The sequence below is a fragment of the Trichococcus sp. genome (genome assembly GCF_049684335.1).
Taxonomy (GTDB): Bacteria; Bacillota; Bacilli; order Lactobacillales; family Aerococcaceae; genus Trichococcus.
In genome coordinates this window covers 88,439-107,105 of the sequence record NZ_JBAVFV010000012.1, presented here as the reverse complement: position 1 = coordinate 107,105, position 18,667 = coordinate 88,439, and the positions used below count along the sequence as shown (strand labels likewise).

Below are 18,667 nucleotides of genomic sequence, written 5' to 3'. Positions count from 1 at the left end.
GCATATGAAAGTAATAATGAAATACTTAAAACCGTTTGCCGGCACAATCCTGGTCAGCCTGCTGATTTTGTTCGGTCAGGCAATCGGGGAATTGAGCCTGCCGAATCTGATGAGTGACATCGTCAATACCGGTATCCAAAATGGGGGTGTCGAACAGGAAGCGCCTGAAGCTCTGCCGGCGGATGGCTTCGCGCTCATGACGCTGTTCATGAATGAAGCAGACAAGGAAACGTTCCAGAATAGCTATCAGCTGATTGCGGGCGGATCGGCAGAAGCCGAGGCCTACAGCGCAGAATTTCCGGAAAGCCAAGAAGCGGACTTCTACGTGCTGGATGAAACCGATGAGGAACAATTGTCTTTGTTGGAGAGCATCTTCGGAAAGGCAAGCTACAGCTTCGTAACGTTCATGAAAGAAATGTCTGCTCAGCAAGGCAATGCTTCGGCAGTCGATGCCGAGAGCGGCTTCGAGGACGTCGATATGAACCAACTGTACGCGCTGTTGCCGCAACTGCAGCAGATGCCGCAGGAAGCTTTCGTGGCGTCCATGGACGTTGCGGATGCTGCCGAACCGATGCTCTACAGCCAAATCGGGATCCTGTTTACGAAACTCTTCTATGAAGACCTAGGAGCGGATATGGATGCGCTCCAGAACCAATACATTATGACGAAGGGCGCACAGATGCTCGCCATCGCAGTCGCTGTCTCCGTTGCATCCGTAGCGGTCGCGTATTTCTCTTCCCGGATCGCCGCGAAAGTGTCCGGCCGGATGAGAAGGGATGTCTTCGCCAAAGTCGAAAGTTTTTCCAACACTGAGTTCGATAACTTTTCGACCGCATCCCTGATCACCCGCACGACCAATGACGTGCAGCAGATCCAGCAACTGATCACAATCGGTATCCGCATGCTGTGCTATGCACCGATTTTGGCTACGGGTGGTCTTATCATGGCGATCGACAAGAGTGTCTCACTGGCATGGACGATCGCCGTTGCGGTTATCGCCCTTGTCGGTATCATGATGTCGATCCTCTCGATTGCGATGCCGAAGTTCAAAGTACTGCAAAGCTTGACGGATAGATTGAATCTGGTCAGCCGTGAGAACCTTTCCGGCATGATGGTTATCCGCTCTTTCGGGAATGAACCGTTTGAAGAAAACCGCTTCAATGACGCCAATGAAGACTATACCTATACAAACCGCTTTGTTCAGCGCTTGATGTCCCTCTTAATGCCGGCGATGATGCTAGTAATGAATGGCGTTTCGCTGATGATCATCTGGTTCGGTAGCCAGCAAGTCGCTGATTCTGCACTGCAGATCGGTGATATGATGGCCTATATCCAATATGTGATGCAGATCATCATGGCATTCTTGATGATTTCGATGATGTTCATCTTCCTGCCGCGTGCTTCCGTTTCGGCAACACGGATCGGGGAAGTGTTGGATACGGATCTGAGCATCATGGACCCAATCGATGCGCAACCGAGCCTAAAGAACGAAGGCCTCATCACCTTCAATAATGTCTCTTATCATTATCCGAAGGCAAGCGAGAATGTGTTGAACAATATTTCCTTTACGGCTAGACCAGGCGAAACGACGGCAATCATCGGTTCGACCGGTTCAGGTAAATCGACGTTGATCAATCTGATTCCACGTTTTTATGATGTGACGGACGGCGCCATCGAAATCGACGGCATCGATATCCGGAAAATGACCCAAGCCGATCTGCGCCGCAACATCGGCTACGTTCCGCAAAAGGGAATGCTCTTCTCCGGGGATATCGCCTCAAACGTTCTGTACGGAAAAGACGACGCTTCTATGGAAGACATCATGAAAGCCATTGAAGTCGCTCAAGCGAAAAACTTCGTATCGGAGATGGAAGACGGAATCGAAACCGCCATCGCACAAGGTGGCGGAAACGTCAGCGGAGGCCAGAAACAACGATTGGCCATTGCCCGTGCATTGGTGAAAAAAGCACCGATTTATATTTTTGACGACAGCTTTTCTGCTTTGGACTTCAAAACGGATGCGGCGTTGCGTTCTGCATTGCATGCCTATACAAACAATGCAACTGTTTTGATTGTGGCGCAACGGATCAGCACCATCATGGATGCGGAACAGATTATCGTCCTTGATAAAGGCAGGATCGTCGGGATAGGGACTCACGATACGTTGATGAAAAACTGTGGGACTTACCAAGAAATTGCTAAATCTCAGCTTTCAGAGGAGGAATTAGCATGAGCGAAATGAAACAAAGAAAACCGCAAGGCGGCCCTGGCGGAGGTCACGGTCCGATGGCCGGAATGAGCGCGCCGGTCGTAAAAGCGAAGGACTTCAAAGGCGGATTCAAAAAATTGGCTGCGTACCTATCGCCGTTCAAATGGTTGATGGCAGTCGTCTTCCTATTGGCGATCGCATCCTCCCTTTTTGGAATCGTAGGACCAAAAATCATGGCTTTGGCCATCGACAAATTGGTAGCCGGAATCATGCTGAAATTCACAGGCGGATCCGGCGAAATCGATTTCGATTATATCGGAACAGTCCTGTTGGGGCTCTTGGGCTTGTACGTGCTGAGTGCCGCTTTCTCTTATCTGCAAGGATTTCTGATGTCGGGTGTTTCCGCAAAAGTATCCTATAAACTGCGTAAAGACATCATGGAGAAAATCAACAAATTGCCGCTGGCCTATTTCCACAAGAACAGCCAAGGGGATGTGCTTTCCAGAATCACGAATGACGTGGATACCCTGAATACCAGCCTGAACCAGAGCCTCACCCAGATTATCACGTCGATCACGACTTTGGTGGGTGTCTTCATCATGATGCTGACGATCAGTTGGCCGCTGACGCTCGTCATTCTTGTGGTTCTGGTCGTTTCTATGATGCTCCTGATGCTGATCATGTCGAAGTCGCAGAAGCACTTCGCCAACCAGCAGAACTACTTGGGTGCGGTCAATGGCCATGTCGAAGAGATGTACGGCGGACATGTGGTCATGAAAGCCTTCAACGGGGAAGAAAAATCCGTTGCCGCTTTCGACAAAGAAAACAATCAGTTGATCGAGGCCGGGTTCAAGGCTGAATTCCTTTCCGGTTTGATGATGCCCTTGTTGAGCCTAATCGGAAATCTTGGTTATGTCGTGGTCTGCATCATGGGTGGCGCGATGGCTGCTGCCGGAAACATGACAATCGGGGATATCCAAGCCTTCCTGCAATACGTGCGCAACTTCACGCAACCTTTGACGCAAGTCGCTCAAGTGGGGAGTCAATTGCAACGGATGGTGGCTGCCTCTGAACGTATTTTCGAATTCCTGGAAGAGGAAGAAGAGACCGTGACCGAAGCGAAAATCGAAATGGCGACTGCTGATGTCAAAGGGAATGTCCGCTTCGAGCACGTCAAGTTCGGTTATGAACCGGATCATCTGGTCATCAAGGACTTCTCCGCGGATATCAAAGAAGGACAAAAAGTCGCGCTCGTCGGTCCTACCGGCGCCGGCAAGACGACGATGGTGAAATTATTGATGCGTTTCTACGATTTGACGGGTGGAGCCATCTACATCGACAACCACAACCTTACCGATTTCACGCGCAGCGATCTGCGGACGGAATTCGGGATGGTGCTGCAGGATACGTGGCTGTACAACGGAACCATCATGGAGAACATCCGCTACGGTAAACTGGATGCGACGGATGAAGAAGTCATCGCCGCCGCAAAAGCTGCGCAGGTGGATCACTTTGTCAGGACGTTGCCGGATGGCTACGATATGGTCCTGAACGAGGAAGCCAACAACGTTTCTCAGGGAGAGAAACAACTGCTGACGATCGCACGTGCCATTTTAGCCGATCCGCAAATCATGATCCTGGATGAAGCGACAAGCTCGGTCGATACGCGGACGGAAGTGCTGATCCAGAAAGCAATGGATACGCTGATGCAAGGCAGAACCAGCTTCATCATCGCGCATCGCCTGTCGACCATCAAAAATGCGGACCTGATCCTCTGCATGAACAACGGCGACATCGTCGAACAAGGCACCCACGAAGAATTGCTGGCGAAAGGCGGCTTCTACGCCGACCTCTACAACAGCCAATTCGACGAGGGCGAATAATAAAAAGAAAAGCGGAACGGGTTCGCTCAGCCCTGAAAGAAATTTAGGAAATCGTGCCATGCAACGTTCCCTACGGTCACCTTGTACTGGGACTCTAAGGGATGAATCCCTAAAAGTCCCATGCAACTGAGCATCGTAGAGCGCAATATGCTGAGAGACTTCCTGCGTCAGCAGGTTAGTCGAACAGTATCCTTGGCTCGAAGAGACAAGGGGTTCCTTCATAAATAATTTCCGAAGGGCTTACCCGTGAAGCTAGCCATCATTATTGGATGCATGGAACATTTTGCAACTCTATGGAACACCTATGGTGATGCACTTTTTATTCTAGAAAGTTCTCGATTATGACAAGAAAACTGCATCACGCAGCCCATAGAAGATGATCCCGATACGCAGTCGGGATCATCTTCTTTATTTTTTTTGGCCATTTCACCAAAAATAGTCGTGAAAGCGGATTTGTCAATACCGAATATAAAAAAACCTCATCGAAGAGTTCCCGATTGGAAATCAGATCCTCCCCAAGAAGGACCTAACCCTTTAGCGGATGCCATCGCAGCACACTTATCCAAGTGAGGATGATGGCGTTCACAAATTATTAACAATAAAAAAGTTGTAACCGGTTACCGCGGATGGTATTATTTCCTTAGTTATTACAACTCAGTTTTATCAATCGCATTTCGAATACTTTTAAACGCAACGTAGTTTCATAATGTGATAATGTTTATTGAATTGTAAGCGCTAAATTTCATGAGTATGGAGGGGATTTTTATGTCAAAAAATGATTCAATGGTTCAAGGGGAAACGAAATTAAACCGCGCCAAACTATGGCAGATCGTGTTATTCACTTTGAATAACTCATCAACAAATATTTACATGTTTGCTTTTGGTTTTGTCACCTATTATTCGACGGGTCTTGTTGGTTTAGCCGCACTATTCGTAAGCCAAATTATGGGGTACATCCGTATCTTTGATGGGGTCATTGACCCGGCTATCGGCGTTTTGATCGATAAGACAGACACTAAATTCGGCAAGTATCGTCCCATCATGGTTCTAGGTAACATTATTACTGTTATTTCATTCTTGATATTATTTAATATTCATAGCCTGGGCGGTGGAATGAAAATTCCGATTTTCCTACTTTCGTTAGTCGTGCATAAAATCGGTTATTCCTTGCAAGCGACGGTTACTAAAGCCGGTCAAGCAGCATTGACAAGCGATCCAAAACAACGTCCCATTTTCAATATCGTTGATGGTTGGGTAACGACTTTATTGTTTACTGGTGGTCAAATTGTTGTCGCAAACTTCTTAGTGCCAAAATATGGCGGTTTTACTCCGGAATTCTTCAAAGTGTTTATCCCAGGAGTTATGGTCATCTCAGCTATCCTCGGCATTTTGGCAGTTATCGGTATTGCGGAAAAAGACAACAAACAATACTTTGGTATTGGTGAAAAAACGACTAAAACATCATTTAAAGATTACTGGGAAATTATCAAAGGCAACAAACCTTTGCAAATGTTAACAATGGCAGCAGCTTTTGTGAAGTTTAATTCAGCAATGTTCGGTGACCAAATTGTGTTGATGATCCTATTCGGTATCATCTTTGGTAACTTCGGTCTATCAGGAACAATCTCGTTAGTGCTGATTTTGCCTAACCTTTTGTTCACTACTTTTGCAGCAACCATTGCTCAAAAAAGAGGGTTACGTTACTCCTATGTTCGTTACTTGCAAGGTGGCGTTATTTCATTAATCCTATTAGGCGGCTTGCTTTTCTTTGCAAACCCAGGGGATTTGAGCTTCTCTAACCCATCCTTATGGACAGTTGCCTTCGTAATCATTTTTGCTTGTGCGAAAGGATTTACATCCACACCAACAGGCTTAGCCTTGACGATGGCAGCGGATGTCTCCGACTACGAAACAAGTATTTCCGGACGTTATGTTTCCGGTATGTTGAGCACCATGTTCTCCTTGACCGACTCAGTCGCATCATCGTTCGCACCAATGTCGATTGGTTGGGTCTTAGCCGCTGTAGGTTTTGCAAAAGTATTTCCAACGGCTGACACGCCACTTTCGCCACAAGTGCGCATGGCTGTTATTGTATTGCTTGCAGCTTTGCCTTTAGTCGGTACACTGATTGCTCTAGCATTTATGAAATTCTACCCATTGAATAAAGAAACAATGGAAGGCATTCAAATAAAAATTGCAGAAATGAAACAAGGTGATCCAAGTGATGGTGATGCAGAAATGCCTCAAGCAATCCCTAATACAATCCCTGCAATGAATGACTAAAGATACGAGCTTTTCATTTTTGATCAAGAGGAAAAATAATAATGTCAGCGATTGTGTGGATAGTTAGCTTAAACTAGACACCAAAAATAACTCTATCATGCAGCCCGAGAAGATGATGATGATAAACTATCGGGGTCATCTTCTCTTATTTAATAATATGATCCTTAGTAGGATAATTAGCTGATTTGAAAAATACAAATTCAACTTATATAGAATAGTTCACCAATTAGTATAGAGAAAAGAGGAAAATCTTATGGCAGAAGAAAAAGTTGTCAAACAGCAAAATTCAGCAAACGAAATGAAAAGCAGTCTAACCCTGAAGCACAGATTAGCGTATGGTGCCGGAGATGCCGGTGGGGTTGCTACCCTTGTCTTGATCATGACATTTATGAACCGATATCTTACAAACGTATTAGGCATACCATTTGCAACGCTATCTATACTGTTGCTCGTTTGGAATATTTGGGATATGGTCAATGACCCGATGATGGGTACTATCATGGATAAGTCCTTCTCTAAGGCACATGGCCAAAAAGATAAGTTCCGTCCTTGGATGTTGCGCTCTATTCCTTTGATTGTTATCGGTCTTATTGCATTCTTCTCTGTACCTTCAATGTTTGATGGGATGATGCGTTTAGTAGCTATTTTTCTATTAAAAGTTATTTATGAATTAGGATATACTATGATGAATATTGCCATGGGATCAGTTCTTGGGGTAATGGCCTTAAACGATAGAGAAAGAACTACTTTATCTTCGGCTCGTGGCATGGGATCAACAGTCGGTGGTTTACTCAGTTCTATGGCTGTACCGATGATTCTTTCGCGTTTAGGTGAAAACACAACAGGTTATATGGTTTCAGGTATCTTCGCAGCTATCTTAGGTGGTGCACTGATCTTCTTCCACTATTGGGGAACTGAAGAACGGAATGTTGCAGCGAAACTTGCCGCAGAAGAACAAACAGAACCGACAAAAGTCACAGATATTTTTGTTACATTAGCTAAAAACAAAGCGTTCTTGTCACTTTGTTTACACTCGATTGTAATCGTTTTCGGTTCAACCTTATTCAATACAACGCTTCCTTATATTTATGGCGATGTATTTGGTGATATTGGTTTAATGGGAACTGCTGCTTTAATCGGTCAAGGGTTACCAGTAGTGCTGTTACTTATCGCTCCATACTTGGTAAAATTCATTGGATCTACAGTTAAAGTAATCCGTACTTATTTACTATTGAGTGCCGCTATCTTTATTGGCTTGTACGTCTGGAAATTAGTGGGTGACTTGCCACCATTCTTATACATGGTTTCTGCCAGCGTCGGTATTGCTTTCATGCTGATGTCCGTTCAACTTCAATGGGGTCTTGTTTCAGAATCCATTGACTACAACGAATACATCACTGGCAAACGTTCCGAAGGTTCCATCTACGGTAACTTCTCACTGACAAGACGTCTTGGCCAAATGTTGGCGCAATCCCTTGTTGTCTTGATGATTGGTTGGATTGGTTACAGCCAACAGGCCGCTCAAGCTGGTCAAGCGCAATCAGCTCAAGCTGTTGAAGGATTAGTTCTAATGAACCTTGTTGGTCCAGCCGTTTGTGCTTTATTATCATGGGTTTCATTCAAATTCATTTGGAACATTACTGATGAAACACGTGAGGCGATGACTTCAGCTCGTCTGGCAAGACTTGAGGAATTTGATAAGAAAAATGATGAACCACAAGTTTAAAAGCGAGGCACATTATGAAATTAAGAAGTCATTTATTAAATGTTTTAATTAATGATGAGGTGGAGGCTTACTTAAAGGAGAACGATGTCATCATCGTTCCTTTTGGCCCAACCGAGCTCCATGGTGGACTACCCTTAGATTGCGAAACAATTTTGGCTGAGGGGATTGCCTTATTTATGGCAGAAAGAACAAACTCACTTGTCCTTCCGCATGTGCCTTATATTTATTCAGGTGCAACCGCCTCAGGTAAGGGAACCATCCAATTAACCGTTAGGGAAAGTGCCGATATGCTGCAAGGTCTGGCACATTCCTTGTTGCGATCAGGCTTTAAAAAGCAAATCTATATTAGTCTACACGGCCCAGCCCATATCTCAATTAATCCGGTTGTTCGTGATTTCTTTGATGAAACAGGGGTAGCTATTCTCTATATTGACGGCATGATAACAGTCCAGAAATCCGGTGTCTTTTCAAATCCGAAAGAGATGATGCTGAATTTAGATAAGATGATTCTTGGGGCTTATAAGTTACGTAATCGTTTGGATGATATATTGCTGACCTCTGATTATGCAGAACCAGTTACCCAGACACCATCGGTTTTTGGTAACCTAAGTGCCCAAGCCTTCCAATCTGGAGCAACAGGTTATTATTTCAAGGAACATTCAGACCATATGGCAACCTCTGCCATACCTGATATTGAAACGCGAGACCGCATGGCAGAAGAGGGACTAGTACTTCTTAATAAGATGGTGGATGCAATTGATTTTCCAACTTTACTGAAGGAAATGGCGATTCAAGAAGATTATCTTGAAGAGGTTTACAAACGTTACCCACACGTGCCAGCAGCCTACAATCGACACAAAAACATTTAAACAGTTTTACAGACTGCTCCCCGTAATCTGGGGGCAGTTTTTTGTCTATCCATTATCAAATGCGGGTGTAGATCACTTTTCCAAGAAAAAAATAGCGTTCACAAAGTGTTAATAATAAAGAAGTTGTAACCGCTTACTTTCGGTGGTATCATTTCCTTAGATCTTATAACTCAGTTTTATTCAGATTGTTGTGATTATTTTTTAGGTAATCGAGTTTCATAATTTGATAATCAAACTCGATGAAAAAAAATTTGAATTCCATAATATGGAGGGAATTTTTATGTCAAAAAATACTTCAACGCTTCAAGAAGAAACGAAATACAATCGCGCCAAACTTTGGCAGATTGTGTTATTCACTTTGAATAACTCATCAACAAATATTTATTTGTTCGCTTTTGGTTTTGTAGTCTATTATTCCACAGGTCTTGTAGGGTTAACCGCGCTGTTCGTAAGCCAAATTATGGGGTATATCCGTATCTTTGATGGGGTTATTGACCCGGCTATCGGAGTTTTGATAGATAAAACGGATACTAAATTCGGTAAGTATCGTCCCATTATGGTTTTAGGTAACATTATTACTGTTATTTCATTCTTGATCTTATTCAATATTCATGGGCTGGGTGAGGGAATGAAAATTCCGATTTTCTTACTTGCGTTAGTCGTGCATAAAATCGGTTACTCCTTGCAAGCGACGGTTACAAAAGCCGGTCAAGCAGCTTTGACAAATGATCCAAAACAACGTCCCATCTTCAATATCGTTGACGGTTGGGTTACGACTTTATTGTTCACGGGTGGTCAAATTGTTGTCGCAAACTTCTTAGCGCCAAAATACGGTGGGTTTACACTGGAATTCTTCAAAGTATTTATCCCAGGTGTTATGGTCATCTCAGCTGTCCTAGGCATTTTGGCAGTTATTGGTATTGCGGAAAAAGACAACAAACAATACTTTGGTATTGGTGAAAAAACGACTAAAACATCGTTTAAAGATTACTGGGCAATCGTCAAAGGCAACAGACCTTTGCAAATGTTGACCATGGCAGCAGCTTTTGTGAAGTTCAATGCACAAATGTTCGGAGACCAAGTTGTATTGATGATCCTGTTCGGTATTATCTTCGGTAACTTTGGTTTATCAGGTACAATCTCGTTGGTGCTGATTTTGCCTAACCTTTTGTTCACAACCTTTGCGGCGACCATTGCGCAAAAAAGAGGATTGCGTTACTCCTATGTTCGTTACTTGCAGGGTGCGGTTGTTTCATTGGCCCTATTAGGCGGCTTGCTTTTCTTCGCGAATCCAGGGGACTTGAGTTTCTCTAACATAACGTTATGGACAGTTGCCTTCACAGTCGTTTTTGCTTGTGCGAAAGGATTCACATCCACTCCATCAGGCTTGGCCTTGACAATGGCAGCGGATGTCTCCGACTATGAAACAAGTGTTTCCGGGCGTTATGTTTCCGGAATGTTGAGCACCATGTTCTCCTTGACCGACTCAGTCGCATCATCGTTCGCGCCAATGTCGATTGGTTGGATCTTAGCCGCTGTAGGATTTGCGCAAGCCTATCCAACGGCTGACACGCCACTTTCGCCACAATTGCGCATGGCTGGTATTGTATTGATTTCAGTATTGCCTTTAGTCGGTACACTGATAGCTTTAACGTTCATGAAATTCTACCCATTGGATAAGGAAACAATGGAAAGTGTTCAAATAAAAATTGCAACAATGAAACAAGATGATTAAAGCGATGATGAAGAAATCCCTCCGACAATCCCTACATTGAATGACTAAGCCAACGAATTTTTCATTTCAGAGCAGGCGGAATAGTGAAATTTTGACGGTCAATTAAATAAATAGGACTCTAAATGTACTAAAATCAGTAGCGCTGACCATACACTTGGTTTGTACTACTGATTTTAGTATTTTTTTGTTTTTAGAAGGAAAATAAAATTTCCCGGCGAAATCATGCTTCGCCGGGAAATGCTGTCAGAAGGAATGGACACTTAGTCTATTACCGCTTTTCTCAATCTTTCAACTTCATATTTTCGTAGTTCATGTTCGGGTTCAGCAGGCCGCGATTGCTTTTCAGGACGAAAGAAAAGCTGTTGTCGTTGAAGTCGATGATGTTGTCTTCATCCAGTTGCTGCAGGCTGTCCCTGGTGACTCTGACCACACCGAAGTTGGTGTCCAAAACGGTGTCGTAGTATGGATTTTTAGTATCGTAGGCTCGAATCGTGAACATACTGCTGTCCGGTCCGCCGCAGCCGTAAATGGTACTCATGTACAAAGAGAGTTCCTCGGTCATCCCCAACTTTTCCAGTCGGTGCATGGCATTTTCTGTGAATGTCAATTTCATTTTCTCTCACCTCTTGTCTTTAATTATAGAGCATGCTGCCGCAAAACAAATCGAATATGCTCAAGCCGATAAAAATGTTTGACAAGGTTAGAAACAGATGTTATATTTAATTAAATTTTAATAGAAGAGCGATGAAGAGAAGAGTACCTTTCGATCGTCATTCCAGAGAGCCCCGGTAGGTGAAAAGGGGTATGATGAAAAAAAGCGAAGATGGTCTCGGAGCAAAGCAATGCGGATAGTGTTGCTTCGATTTGTGCACGATAGCGCACAAGAGTATAACAAGCGGAAGCTTGCGTACTTTCTAAGGTATGGATCGCGAGGTCCCTACGAACATGGGTGGTAACACGAAGAGCTTTCGTCCCTGTATTTCAATCAGTTGGAATATAGGGACGAGGGCTTTTTTGCTTTTTGCAAAATCAGAGGAATGAAAAGAAGCAACCTCGGCTAATCGGAAATGACCCAGAAGAGCAACTGCCATGCAAGAATAGATCGAAAACCAGAAGGGAAAGATGACAAATGACAGAGAAAAATTACAGTTTTGAAACGTTGCAAGTACATGCAGGCCAAGTGCCGGACCCCGTTACCGGAGCCCGTGCGGTGCCGATCTACCAGACCACGGCCTTCGTGTTCGACAGCGCGGAACAGGCTGCCGGCCGCTTCGCTTTGACGGATGCCGGAAATGTCTACACCCGTTTGACGAACCCAACAACCGCAGTCGTGGATGCGCGGGTTGCGGCGCTTGAGGGTGGCACCTCCGCAGTTACAGTCGCTTCAGGCTCGGCTGCGATCACGTACGCTATACTGAACGTGGCGAATGCGGGCGATGAAATCGTCGCTGCCAGCACGCTTTATGGCGGAACCTACAATCTTTTCAGCGCGACCTTGCCTAATTTGGGCATCAAAACAACTTTCGTGGATCCTGAAGATACGACTAACTTCGAAGCTGCCATCACGGAAAAGACGAAAGCCATCTTCATCGAATCGATCGGAAACCCGAGCACCAACCTGATTGATATCGAAAAAGTCGCTGAAATCGCGCATAATCACGGAATCATCTTGATCGTGGACAACACGTTCGGTACGCCTTACCTGATTCGTCCGTTCGAATTCGGTGCCGATGTTGTGGTCCATTCCGCCACTAAATTCCTGGGTGGACACGGCACAACAATGGGCGGAGTCGTCGTCGAATCCGGTAAATTTGATTTCGCCGCCAGCGGAAGGTATCCTGGCTTCACGACGCCGGATACGCATTACAACGGATTGGTCTATACGGATCTGGGACCGGGCGCATTCACGACCAAAATCCGCGTGCAACTGCTGCGTGACACGGGAGCCTGCATCGGACCAATCGATTCCTTCCTGTTGCTGCAGGGGATCGAAACTTTGTCATTGCGCGTTGAACGCCATGTCGAAAATACCCGCAAGGTCGTCGCCTATCTGGCGAACCATCCGAAAGTTTCTTGGGTGAACTATCCGGAACTGCCTGATAGCAAATACAAGGCGCTTGCCGATAAATACTTCCCTAAAGGCGTCGGTTCAATCTTCACTTTCGGCATCGAGGGCGGCAAACAAGCCGGTATCGAGTGGATTGACAAGTTAGAGTTGTTCTCGTTGCTTGCGAACGTTGCCGATGCGAAATCCTTGGTCATCCATCCGGCCAGCACGACCCACGCGCAATTGAGTGACGAAGACCTTATTGCTGCCGGCGTTTCCGGGGACATGGTCCGTCTGTCCATCGGGATCGAAAATGCCGATGACATCATCGCCGACTTGGATCAAGCTTTCGGAAAAATCTAACAAAATGGAGGTGCAGCCTTGAAAAATTAGGCTGCACCTTTTTTGTGGTTTTATTATCTGGTCTAGTGTGCTTGGTGACGTTTTTCCCCGCCAAAGTGGTTTTGACGGGTTATTCCTGAGCATAAATTCAATTCCCATATAGAATCAAAGATACTGCTCCAACACCGACCAAACATCCAGTTTTTCAGGCAGCGTTTTGACATGCTTTCCGCGCATGGGGCTAGTCGAAGGGAGCGGGAGGTAAACAAGGCCGGATTCCTCATCCAGACCGAAGTGTTTTTTGTAGCTGCGGTAAGCTTTTCCGCCGTTGAAAGCAATTGCCTTGATCTGGGGATGTTCGCGCAGAAGAGTCTTCAAGTCATTCGGCTGCTCCTCTTTGATTGCTGAATCGAGGCTGCCTTCGCGGTAACAGGAGTGGATGACATCCCAGAGGGCGACGTGATGCTTTTTCAGCAGTGATAGGCGGTCTGAATAGGTCACCGGATCCTCCTCACCGAGTATGGAAAAAATGATTTCCCAGAAATGGTTCCTCGGATTCCCGTAGTAGTGATGTGCTTCCAGCGACTTCGCGCCGGGCATCGATCCCAGAATGAGGACATGGGCTTGGGAATCGATGACAGGTGCCATCGAGTAAAGCTTGTCGGATTGTTTCAGTCGGAACGCATCCTTTCAAAGTTGATTTGTTTCCATTCTACCAAAACCGCGCCGGAGCAGGAAACATTCGAGCTTACCAAATTTTTTAAATAAAATAGTTGACGGAAGGATAGCGATGCGTTAAAATAATCCCAACATTAAGAAATCGTTAGAAAAATCATTTCCATCTAATAAAACCGATAATCAAGAGAAGTACGCATCATACCTTGTTTCCAGAGAGTCGCCGCCAGTGAGAGTGCGATAGCGAAGGGGATGCCGAATGGACTTGAGAGGGTTGCCTTGAAAAAAGTAGGGGCAAACGGGGAACCTGGTCCGTTAACAGACAGGCACATATGTTGGTATGTGAACGAGTGGGCGATTCATTTCGTCAATTTGGGTGGTATCGCAGGAGAATGCAAGCTCTTGTCCCTTTAAAGGGGGGACAAGGGCTTTTTTTGTACACAAAAAATGATGAGGTGAATGAAATGCTAGAGATAAAAGATACGAAACAGACCGAAGAAATTCTGCCGCAAGACAGCATGAAAGCCGCTATCGATAAACTAGTGAAAAAAGAAGAACTTTCTCCGCAATTGACGAAGACTATCATGCACCAAATCATGAGTGGTCAAGCCAGTCCGGTCCAAATCGCATCTTACCTGACTGCTATGCGTATGAAAGGCGAGACGGCCGGAGAAATCAGTGCTTCCGCTGAAGTGATGCGGGATTTTTCCAATAAAGTACAGACTAAGAAGAATGCATTGGACATCGTCGGAACCGGCGGCGATCAAGCCTTCACCTTCAATATCTCAACCGTCTCTTCCTTTGTCATCGCAGCCGCAGGGATACCGGTGGCAAAACACGGCAACCGCAGCTCCTCAAGCAAATGCGGCAGCGCGGATGTGCTTGAAGAATTAGGTGTGAACATCGAAGCCAGCGCGCAACACAGCGAAGCGATGCTGGAAGAAATCGGGATGTGCTTCATGTACGCCCAAAAATACCATCCATCGATGAAGCATGCAGCACCCGTCAGGAAAGAAATGGGCGTCCGGACGATCTTCAACGTCCTGGGGCCATTGGCAAATCCGGCCAATGCGAATATGCAATTGCTCGGCGTGTATGATATTGCACTGGTGGACACGATGGCTGAAGTGCTGAACCAATTGCATATGGAACGAGCATTGGTATTCGGCGGAAATGACGGTCTGGATGAAATCACTTTGACCACAACATCAGAAGTCGCGGAGCTCCGCGACGGCAAGGTCACCCACTTCACGTTCGATCCGAAAGACTATGGTTTCGAGTACTGCACGAGCGAAGATTTGGTGGGCGGAGAACCAGCTGAGAATGCCGCAATTGCCTTGGCTATCCTAAGTGGCGAAAAAGGACCGAAGCGCGACACGGTGCTGTTGAATGCCGGCATGGCTATTTATCTGGCCAATGACGATTATACGATCGCTGACGGCATCAAGCGCGCTGCCGAATTGATTGATAGCGGAGCGGCACTGGGGAAATTAAAGCAATTCATCACTGCATCACAGGAGGCGACAAAATGATATTGGACGACATCATAGCAGCGACAAAAATACGCGTGGAAAAAGCCAAACAGGCCATCCCGTTGGAAGAAATGAAACAAGCCGCCTTGGCGATGCCGATCAATCAGGACTTTCCCTTCGAAAAGGCGCTGACCGGTGAAGGGATCCGCTTCATCTGCGAATGCAAAAAGGCATCCCCTTCGAAAGGCGTGATCGTGGAGGATTTCCCTTACCTCGAAATCGCCAAGGCCTACGAAGAAGCAGGCGCATCCGCAATCTCGGTATTGACGGAGCCCGATTTTTTTCAAGGCGAAAATCGCTTCCTGACAGAAATAAAACAGGCAGTATCGCTTCCGGTTATACGGAAAGATTTCATCATCGACGCCTACCAAATCTATGAGGCGAAAGTCATCGGAGCGGATGCCGTGCTGTTGATAGCAACCATCCTGACAGAAGAAGAGTTGGATGCTTTCCAACGCCAGGCTCGCGAACTGGGGCTTTCGGCCTTGGTGGAGGCTCACACCGAAGAAGAACTGCTGAAAGCTCTGCGGACCAACCCGAAACTGATTGGTGTCAACAACAGGGACTTGAAAACCTTTAAGGTGGACATCCAGCAGTCCATCAGGCTGCGCACGCTGGTTCCTGATGACATCCTTTTCGTGGCCGAAAGCGGCATTTCGGAAAGACAGCAAGTCATCGAATTGGAACAGGGCAAAGTCGATGCCATCCTGATTGGCGAAACGATGATGGTCTCTCCGGATAAAAAAGGCATGCTGGACCGTTTACGGGGGATTGGCTGATGGTCAAGGTGAAAATCTGCGGCTTGAAACGAGTCGAGGATGCTGAAATGCTGAATGAGCTGCGCCCGGATTTTGCAGGCTTCATATTCGCTCCCAGTAAGCGCCAGATTTCGTTGGAGCAGGCGCTGAAAATCAGGGCAGTCTTGAGTGATGCCATTCCGGCGGTCGGAGTCTTCGTCAACGAACCGATTGAAAACATCGTTGCCATCGTGGAAAGCCGGGCGATTCAGATTGTGCAGCTCCACGGCGATGAGGATAACGCTTATATAGAAGAGTTGGGCAAGCGGATCACACTTCCGATCATCAAAGCGGTCGCGGTCAAGGACGCCGTTGATGTCAAGAAGGAATACGCTGCCGATATCCTCCTCTATGACACATACCAAAGCGGCGTGGCAGGCGGGACCGGAAAGACATTCAACTGGGATTTGCTGAAGGAAGCAATGCACCCATTCTTTCTGGCGGGAGGCCTGCATGCAGGCAATCTCGAAGCGGCCATCCGACAGGTACAGCCATATGCAGTGGACATCTCGAGCGGCGTCGAAACGGACGGCGTGAAGGATTTTGAAAAAATCAGAGCAGTAATGAAAATCATTGGGAGGTCAAAAAAATGACAAGTTATTTCGGAGCACACGGGGGACAGTTCATTCCCGAAACCTTGATGAACGCTTGCTTGGAACTGTCGGAAGCTTTTTTCCGACTCAAAGAGGATCCGGACTTCAAAAAAGAATTGAACGATTTGTTGGACAACTACGCAGGCCGACCATCCCGCCTCTATTTCGCGGAAAAGATGACCAAGAACCTCGGCGGGGCGAAAGTCTACCTGAAACGCGAAGACTTGAACCACACGGGCTCGCATAAGATCAACAATGCGCTCGGTCAGGTATTGTTGGCCAAGAAGATGGGCAAGAAACGTATCATCGCGGAGACCGGCGCCGGCCAGCACGGCGTGGCAACCGCAACGGCAGCTGCGCTTTTGGATATGGAGTGCGTCGTCTACATGGGCGAAGAGGATACCCAACGTCAAGCTTTGAACGTGTTTCGGATGGAATTGTTGGGCACAAAAGTGATCCCCGTGACAAGCGGCACCGCCACCCTCAAGGACGCGGTCAACGAAGCGATGAAGGATTGGGCTTCCACGTTTGAAGAGTCGCATTACTGCATCGGCTCGGTCATGGGTCCGCATCCATTCCCGACCATGGTCCGCGATTTCCAGAAGATCATCGGGGAAGAGACCAAAGCCCAGTTGGCCCAGGCGGAAGGCAAGTTGCCGGATGTCGTGATGGCTTGCGTCGGCGGCGGTTCGAATGCGATTGGGACTTTTTATGACTTTATCGGCGACGAAAGCGTAAGGCTGATCGGTTGCGAAGCTGCCGGCAGAGGCATCCACACGCAGGATACAGCTGCGACGATTGCGACCGGTACGCCGGGCATTTTCCATGGTATGAAATCCTATTTCTGCCAGGATGAATACGGCCAAATCGCTCCTGTTTATTCGATATCGGCAGGTTTGGACTACCCGGGCATCGGGCCTGAACATGCGGATCTCTATGACCGCGGACGCGCCGAGTACGTTTCGGTGACGGATGACGAGGCTGTCGCAGCCTTTGAATATCTGGCGCGGATGGAAGGAATCATACCGGCAATCGAAAGTTCGCATGCAATCGCGCATGCCATGGTTTTGGCGCCGACGTTGGATCCGGAAAAGATCATCGTCATCTGCCTGTCGGGCCGTGGGGACAAGGACGTTGCCGCAATCGCAAGATACAAGGGAGTGGACATTCATGAATAAAATCACAGCTGCCTTTAAGCATAAGGCATTCATCCCTTTCGTGACGGCGGGGGATCCAGACCTGGAAACCACGAAGGAACTGATCAGGGAAATCGTTGCGAACGGAGCGGACATCGTCGAAATCGGCATCCCGTTCTCCGATCCGGTTGCGGAAGGTCCTGCAATCCAAAAAGCGGATGAGCGGGCTTTGGCGAACGGCATTAATACGGACGATATTTTCCGGATGGTCGCTGAGTTGCGCACCGAAATTGATACGCCTTTCGTCTTCATGACCTACATCAACCCTGTTTTCGTCTACGGCATCGATAAATTCATGGCGCGCTGTAAAGAGACAGGCGTCGATGGCATCATCATCCCGGACGTTCCGTTCGAGGAGAAGGGCTTTATCCAGAAAGCCTGCCGGGAACATGGCATCACTTACATTTCTATGGTAGCACCTTCCTCTGCTGAACGGATTGCCATGATCGCTAAAGAAGCGGAGGGTTTCCTGTATGTCGTTTCTTCCTTAGGCGTCACAGGCGTCCGCAGTGATATCACAACTGATATCGGCAGCATCCTGGACGAAATTCGCAAAATCAGCGACATCCCTTGCGCCATCGGCTTCGGTATTTCCAACGCCCAGCAAGCAAAAGCGATGAGTGAAATCGGGGACGGCGTTATCATCGGTTCTGCAATCATCAATATCATGGAAAAATACGGGAAAGATTCGCCCAAACCGGTCGGAGCCTTCGTCGCAGAGATTGTGGGAGCCATACGCAGCGGGAGCTAAAGTCTTTACACGTGAATCGGACTGCCTGT

The 18,667-nt window shown here is 46.9% G+C and carries 14 protein-coding genes and 1 other annotated feature; of the genes, 12 read left to right on the top strand and 2 right to left on the bottom strand.

The features are described from left to right. Positions 1 to 4 precede the first annotated feature (4 nt). From WBM30_RS02570 to WBM30_RS02545, 6 genes are all read left to right on the top strand, one after another. On the top strand, positions 5 to 2,233 hold the full coding sequence (locus WBM30_RS02570; RefSeq protein ID WP_424899227.1) for an ABC transporter ATP-binding protein: 2,229 nt from the start codon (positions 5 to 7) through the stop codon (positions 2,231 to 2,233). Further along, positions 2,230 to 4,092: an ABC transporter ATP-binding protein gene (locus WBM30_RS02565; protein WP_424899226.1), complete on the top strand. Its 1,863-nt coding sequence runs from the start codon at positions 2,230 to 2,232 to the stop codon at positions 4,090 to 4,092. The genes WBM30_RS02570 and WBM30_RS02565 overlap by 4 nt, the downstream gene beginning before the upstream one ends. A 765-nt stretch (positions 4,093 to 4,857) precedes the next feature. Further along, complete coding sequence (locus tag WBM30_RS02560; protein WP_424899225.1) at positions 4,858 to 6,375, top strand: MFS transporter; 1,518 nt, start codon at positions 4,858 to 4,860, stop codon at positions 6,373 to 6,375. Between the two features lie 253 nt (positions 6,376 to 6,628). Then, on the top strand, positions 6,629 to 8,101 hold the full coding sequence (locus WBM30_RS02555; RefSeq protein WP_424899224.1) for an MFS transporter: 1,473 nt from the start codon (positions 6,629 to 6,631) through the stop codon (positions 8,099 to 8,101). A 14-nt stretch (positions 8,102 to 8,115) separates the two neighbouring features. Further along, positions 8,116 to 8,970 carry a creatininase family protein gene (locus WBM30_RS02550; protein ID WP_424899223.1) on the top strand — a complete coding sequence of 285 codons (855 nt, stop codon included), beginning with the start codon at positions 8,116 to 8,118 and terminating at the stop codon, positions 8,968 to 8,970. A 280-nt stretch (positions 8,971 to 9,250) separates the two neighbouring features. Further along, positions 9,251 to 10,705, top strand: coding sequence for an MFS transporter (locus WBM30_RS02545; RefSeq protein WP_424899222.1), 1,455 nt, complete (start codon positions 9,251 to 9,253; stop codon positions 10,703 to 10,705). A gap of 280 nt (positions 10,706 to 10,985) precedes the next feature. On the opposite strand, the gene WBM30_RS02540 is transcribed toward WBM30_RS02545, so the two are convergent. Next, positions 10,986 to 11,318 carry an iron-sulfur cluster biosynthesis family protein gene (locus WBM30_RS02540; protein ID WP_424899221.1) on the bottom strand — a complete coding sequence of 111 codons (333 nt, stop codon included), beginning with the start codon at positions 11,316 to 11,318 and terminating at the stop codon, positions 10,986 to 10,988. A gap of 516 nt (positions 11,319 to 11,834) precedes the next feature. Between WBM30_RS02540 and WBM30_RS02535 the strand changes: the two genes are divergently transcribed. Further along, positions 11,835 to 13,115 (top strand): O-acetylhomoserine aminocarboxypropyltransferase/cysteine synthase family protein, encoded by a 1,281-nt coding sequence (locus WBM30_RS02535; protein ID WP_424899220.1) that lies wholly within the window; start codon positions 11,835 to 11,837, stop codon positions 13,113 to 13,115. A gap of 144 nt (positions 13,116 to 13,259) precedes the next feature. Here WBM30_RS02535 and WBM30_RS02530 read toward each other — a convergent pair whose 3' ends face one another. Continuing rightward, positions 13,260 to 13,742 (bottom strand): DNA-deoxyinosine glycosylase, encoded by a 483-nt coding sequence (locus WBM30_RS02530; protein ID WP_424899219.1) that lies wholly within the window; start codon positions 13,740 to 13,742, stop codon positions 13,260 to 13,262. A 197-nt stretch (positions 13,743 to 13,939) separates the two neighbouring features. Beyond that, positions 13,940 to 14,182, top strand: a binding site (T-box leader). A 51-nt stretch (positions 14,183 to 14,233) separates the two neighbouring features. On the opposite strand from WBM30_RS02530, the gene trpD reads away from it, so the two are divergent. From trpD to trpA, 5 genes are read left to right on the top strand one after another with little or no spacing between them, the layout of a single operon-like run. Continuing rightward, positions 14,234 to 15,301, top strand: a complete 1,068-nt coding sequence (trpD, locus tag WBM30_RS02525; RefSeq protein WP_424899218.1) for an anthranilate phosphoribosyltransferase — start codon at positions 14,234 to 14,236, stop codon at positions 15,299 to 15,301. Beyond that, a complete protein-coding gene (gene trpC / locus WBM30_RS02520; protein ID WP_424899217.1) occupies positions 15,298 to 16,080 on the top strand; it encodes an indole-3-glycerol phosphate synthase TrpC in 783 nt (260 codons plus the stop codon). Before trpD ends, trpC begins: the two co-directional genes overlap by 4 nt. After that, a complete protein-coding gene (locus WBM30_RS02515) occupies positions 16,080 to 16,691 on the top strand; it encodes a phosphoribosylanthranilate isomerase (RefSeq protein ID WP_424899216.1) in 612 nt (203 codons plus the stop codon). Before trpC ends, WBM30_RS02515 begins: the two co-directional genes overlap by 1 nt. Continuing rightward, positions 16,688 to 17,869 carry a tryptophan synthase subunit beta gene (trpB, locus tag WBM30_RS02510; protein WP_424899215.1) on the top strand — a complete coding sequence of 394 codons (1,182 nt, stop codon included), beginning with the start codon at positions 16,688 to 16,690 and terminating at the stop codon, positions 17,867 to 17,869. Before WBM30_RS02515 ends, trpB begins: the two co-directional genes overlap by 4 nt. Next, positions 17,862 to 18,638 (top strand): tryptophan synthase subunit alpha, encoded by a 777-nt coding sequence (gene trpA / locus WBM30_RS02505; RefSeq protein WP_424899214.1) that lies wholly within the window; start codon positions 17,862 to 17,864, stop codon positions 18,636 to 18,638. Before trpB ends, trpA begins: the two co-directional genes overlap by 8 nt. The last annotated feature ends 29 nt before the right edge of the window (positions 18,639 to 18,667 follow it).

What these genes read in the sequence shown, in the direction of transcription:
- WBM30_RS02515 (WP_424899216.1), top strand. Translation starts at nt 16,080, where the DNA reads ATGGTCAAGGTGAAAATCTGCGGCTTGAAACGAGTCGAGGATGCTGAA.
- WBM30_RS02545 (WP_424899222.1), top strand. Translation starts at nt 9,251, where the DNA reads ATGTCAAAAAATACTTCAACGCTTCAAGAAGAAACGAAATACAATCGC.
- WBM30_RS02550 (WP_424899223.1), top strand. Translation starts at nt 8,116, where the DNA reads ATGAAATTAAGAAGTCATTTATTAAATGTTTTAATTAATGATGAGGTG.
- WBM30_RS02530 (WP_424899219.1), bottom strand. Translation starts at nt 13,742, where the DNA reads ATGGCACCTGTCATCGATTCCCAAGCCCATGTCCTCATTCTGGGATCG.
- trpB (WP_424899215.1), top strand. Translation starts at nt 16,688, where the DNA reads ATGACAAGTTATTTCGGAGCACACGGGGGACAGTTCATTCCCGAAACC.
- WBM30_RS02570 (WP_424899227.1), top strand. Translation starts at nt 5, where the DNA reads ATGAAAGTAATAATGAAATACTTAAAACCGTTTGCCGGCACAATCCTG.
- WBM30_RS02535 (WP_424899220.1), top strand. Translation starts at nt 11,835, where the DNA reads ATGACAGAGAAAAATTACAGTTTTGAAACGTTGCAAGTACATGCAGGC.
- WBM30_RS02540 (WP_424899221.1), bottom strand. Translation starts at nt 11,318, where the DNA reads ATGAAATTGACATTCACAGAAAATGCCATGCACCGACTGGAAAAGTTG.
- trpD (WP_424899218.1), top strand. Translation starts at nt 14,234, where the DNA reads ATGCTAGAGATAAAAGATACGAAACAGACCGAAGAAATTCTGCCGCAA.
- trpC (WP_424899217.1), top strand. Translation starts at nt 15,298, where the DNA reads ATGATATTGGACGACATCATAGCAGCGACAAAAATACGCGTGGAAAAA.
- WBM30_RS02560 (WP_424899225.1), top strand. Translation starts at nt 4,858, where the DNA reads ATGTCAAAAAATGATTCAATGGTTCAAGGGGAAACGAAATTAAACCGC.
- WBM30_RS02565 (WP_424899226.1), top strand. Translation starts at nt 2,230, where the DNA reads ATGAGCGAAATGAAACAAAGAAAACCGCAAGGCGGCCCTGGCGGAGGT.
- trpA (WP_424899214.1), top strand. Translation starts at nt 17,862, where the DNA reads ATGAATAAAATCACAGCTGCCTTTAAGCATAAGGCATTCATCCCTTTC.
- WBM30_RS02555 (WP_424899224.1), top strand. Translation starts at nt 6,629, where the DNA reads ATGGCAGAAGAAAAAGTTGTCAAACAGCAAAATTCAGCAAACGAAATG.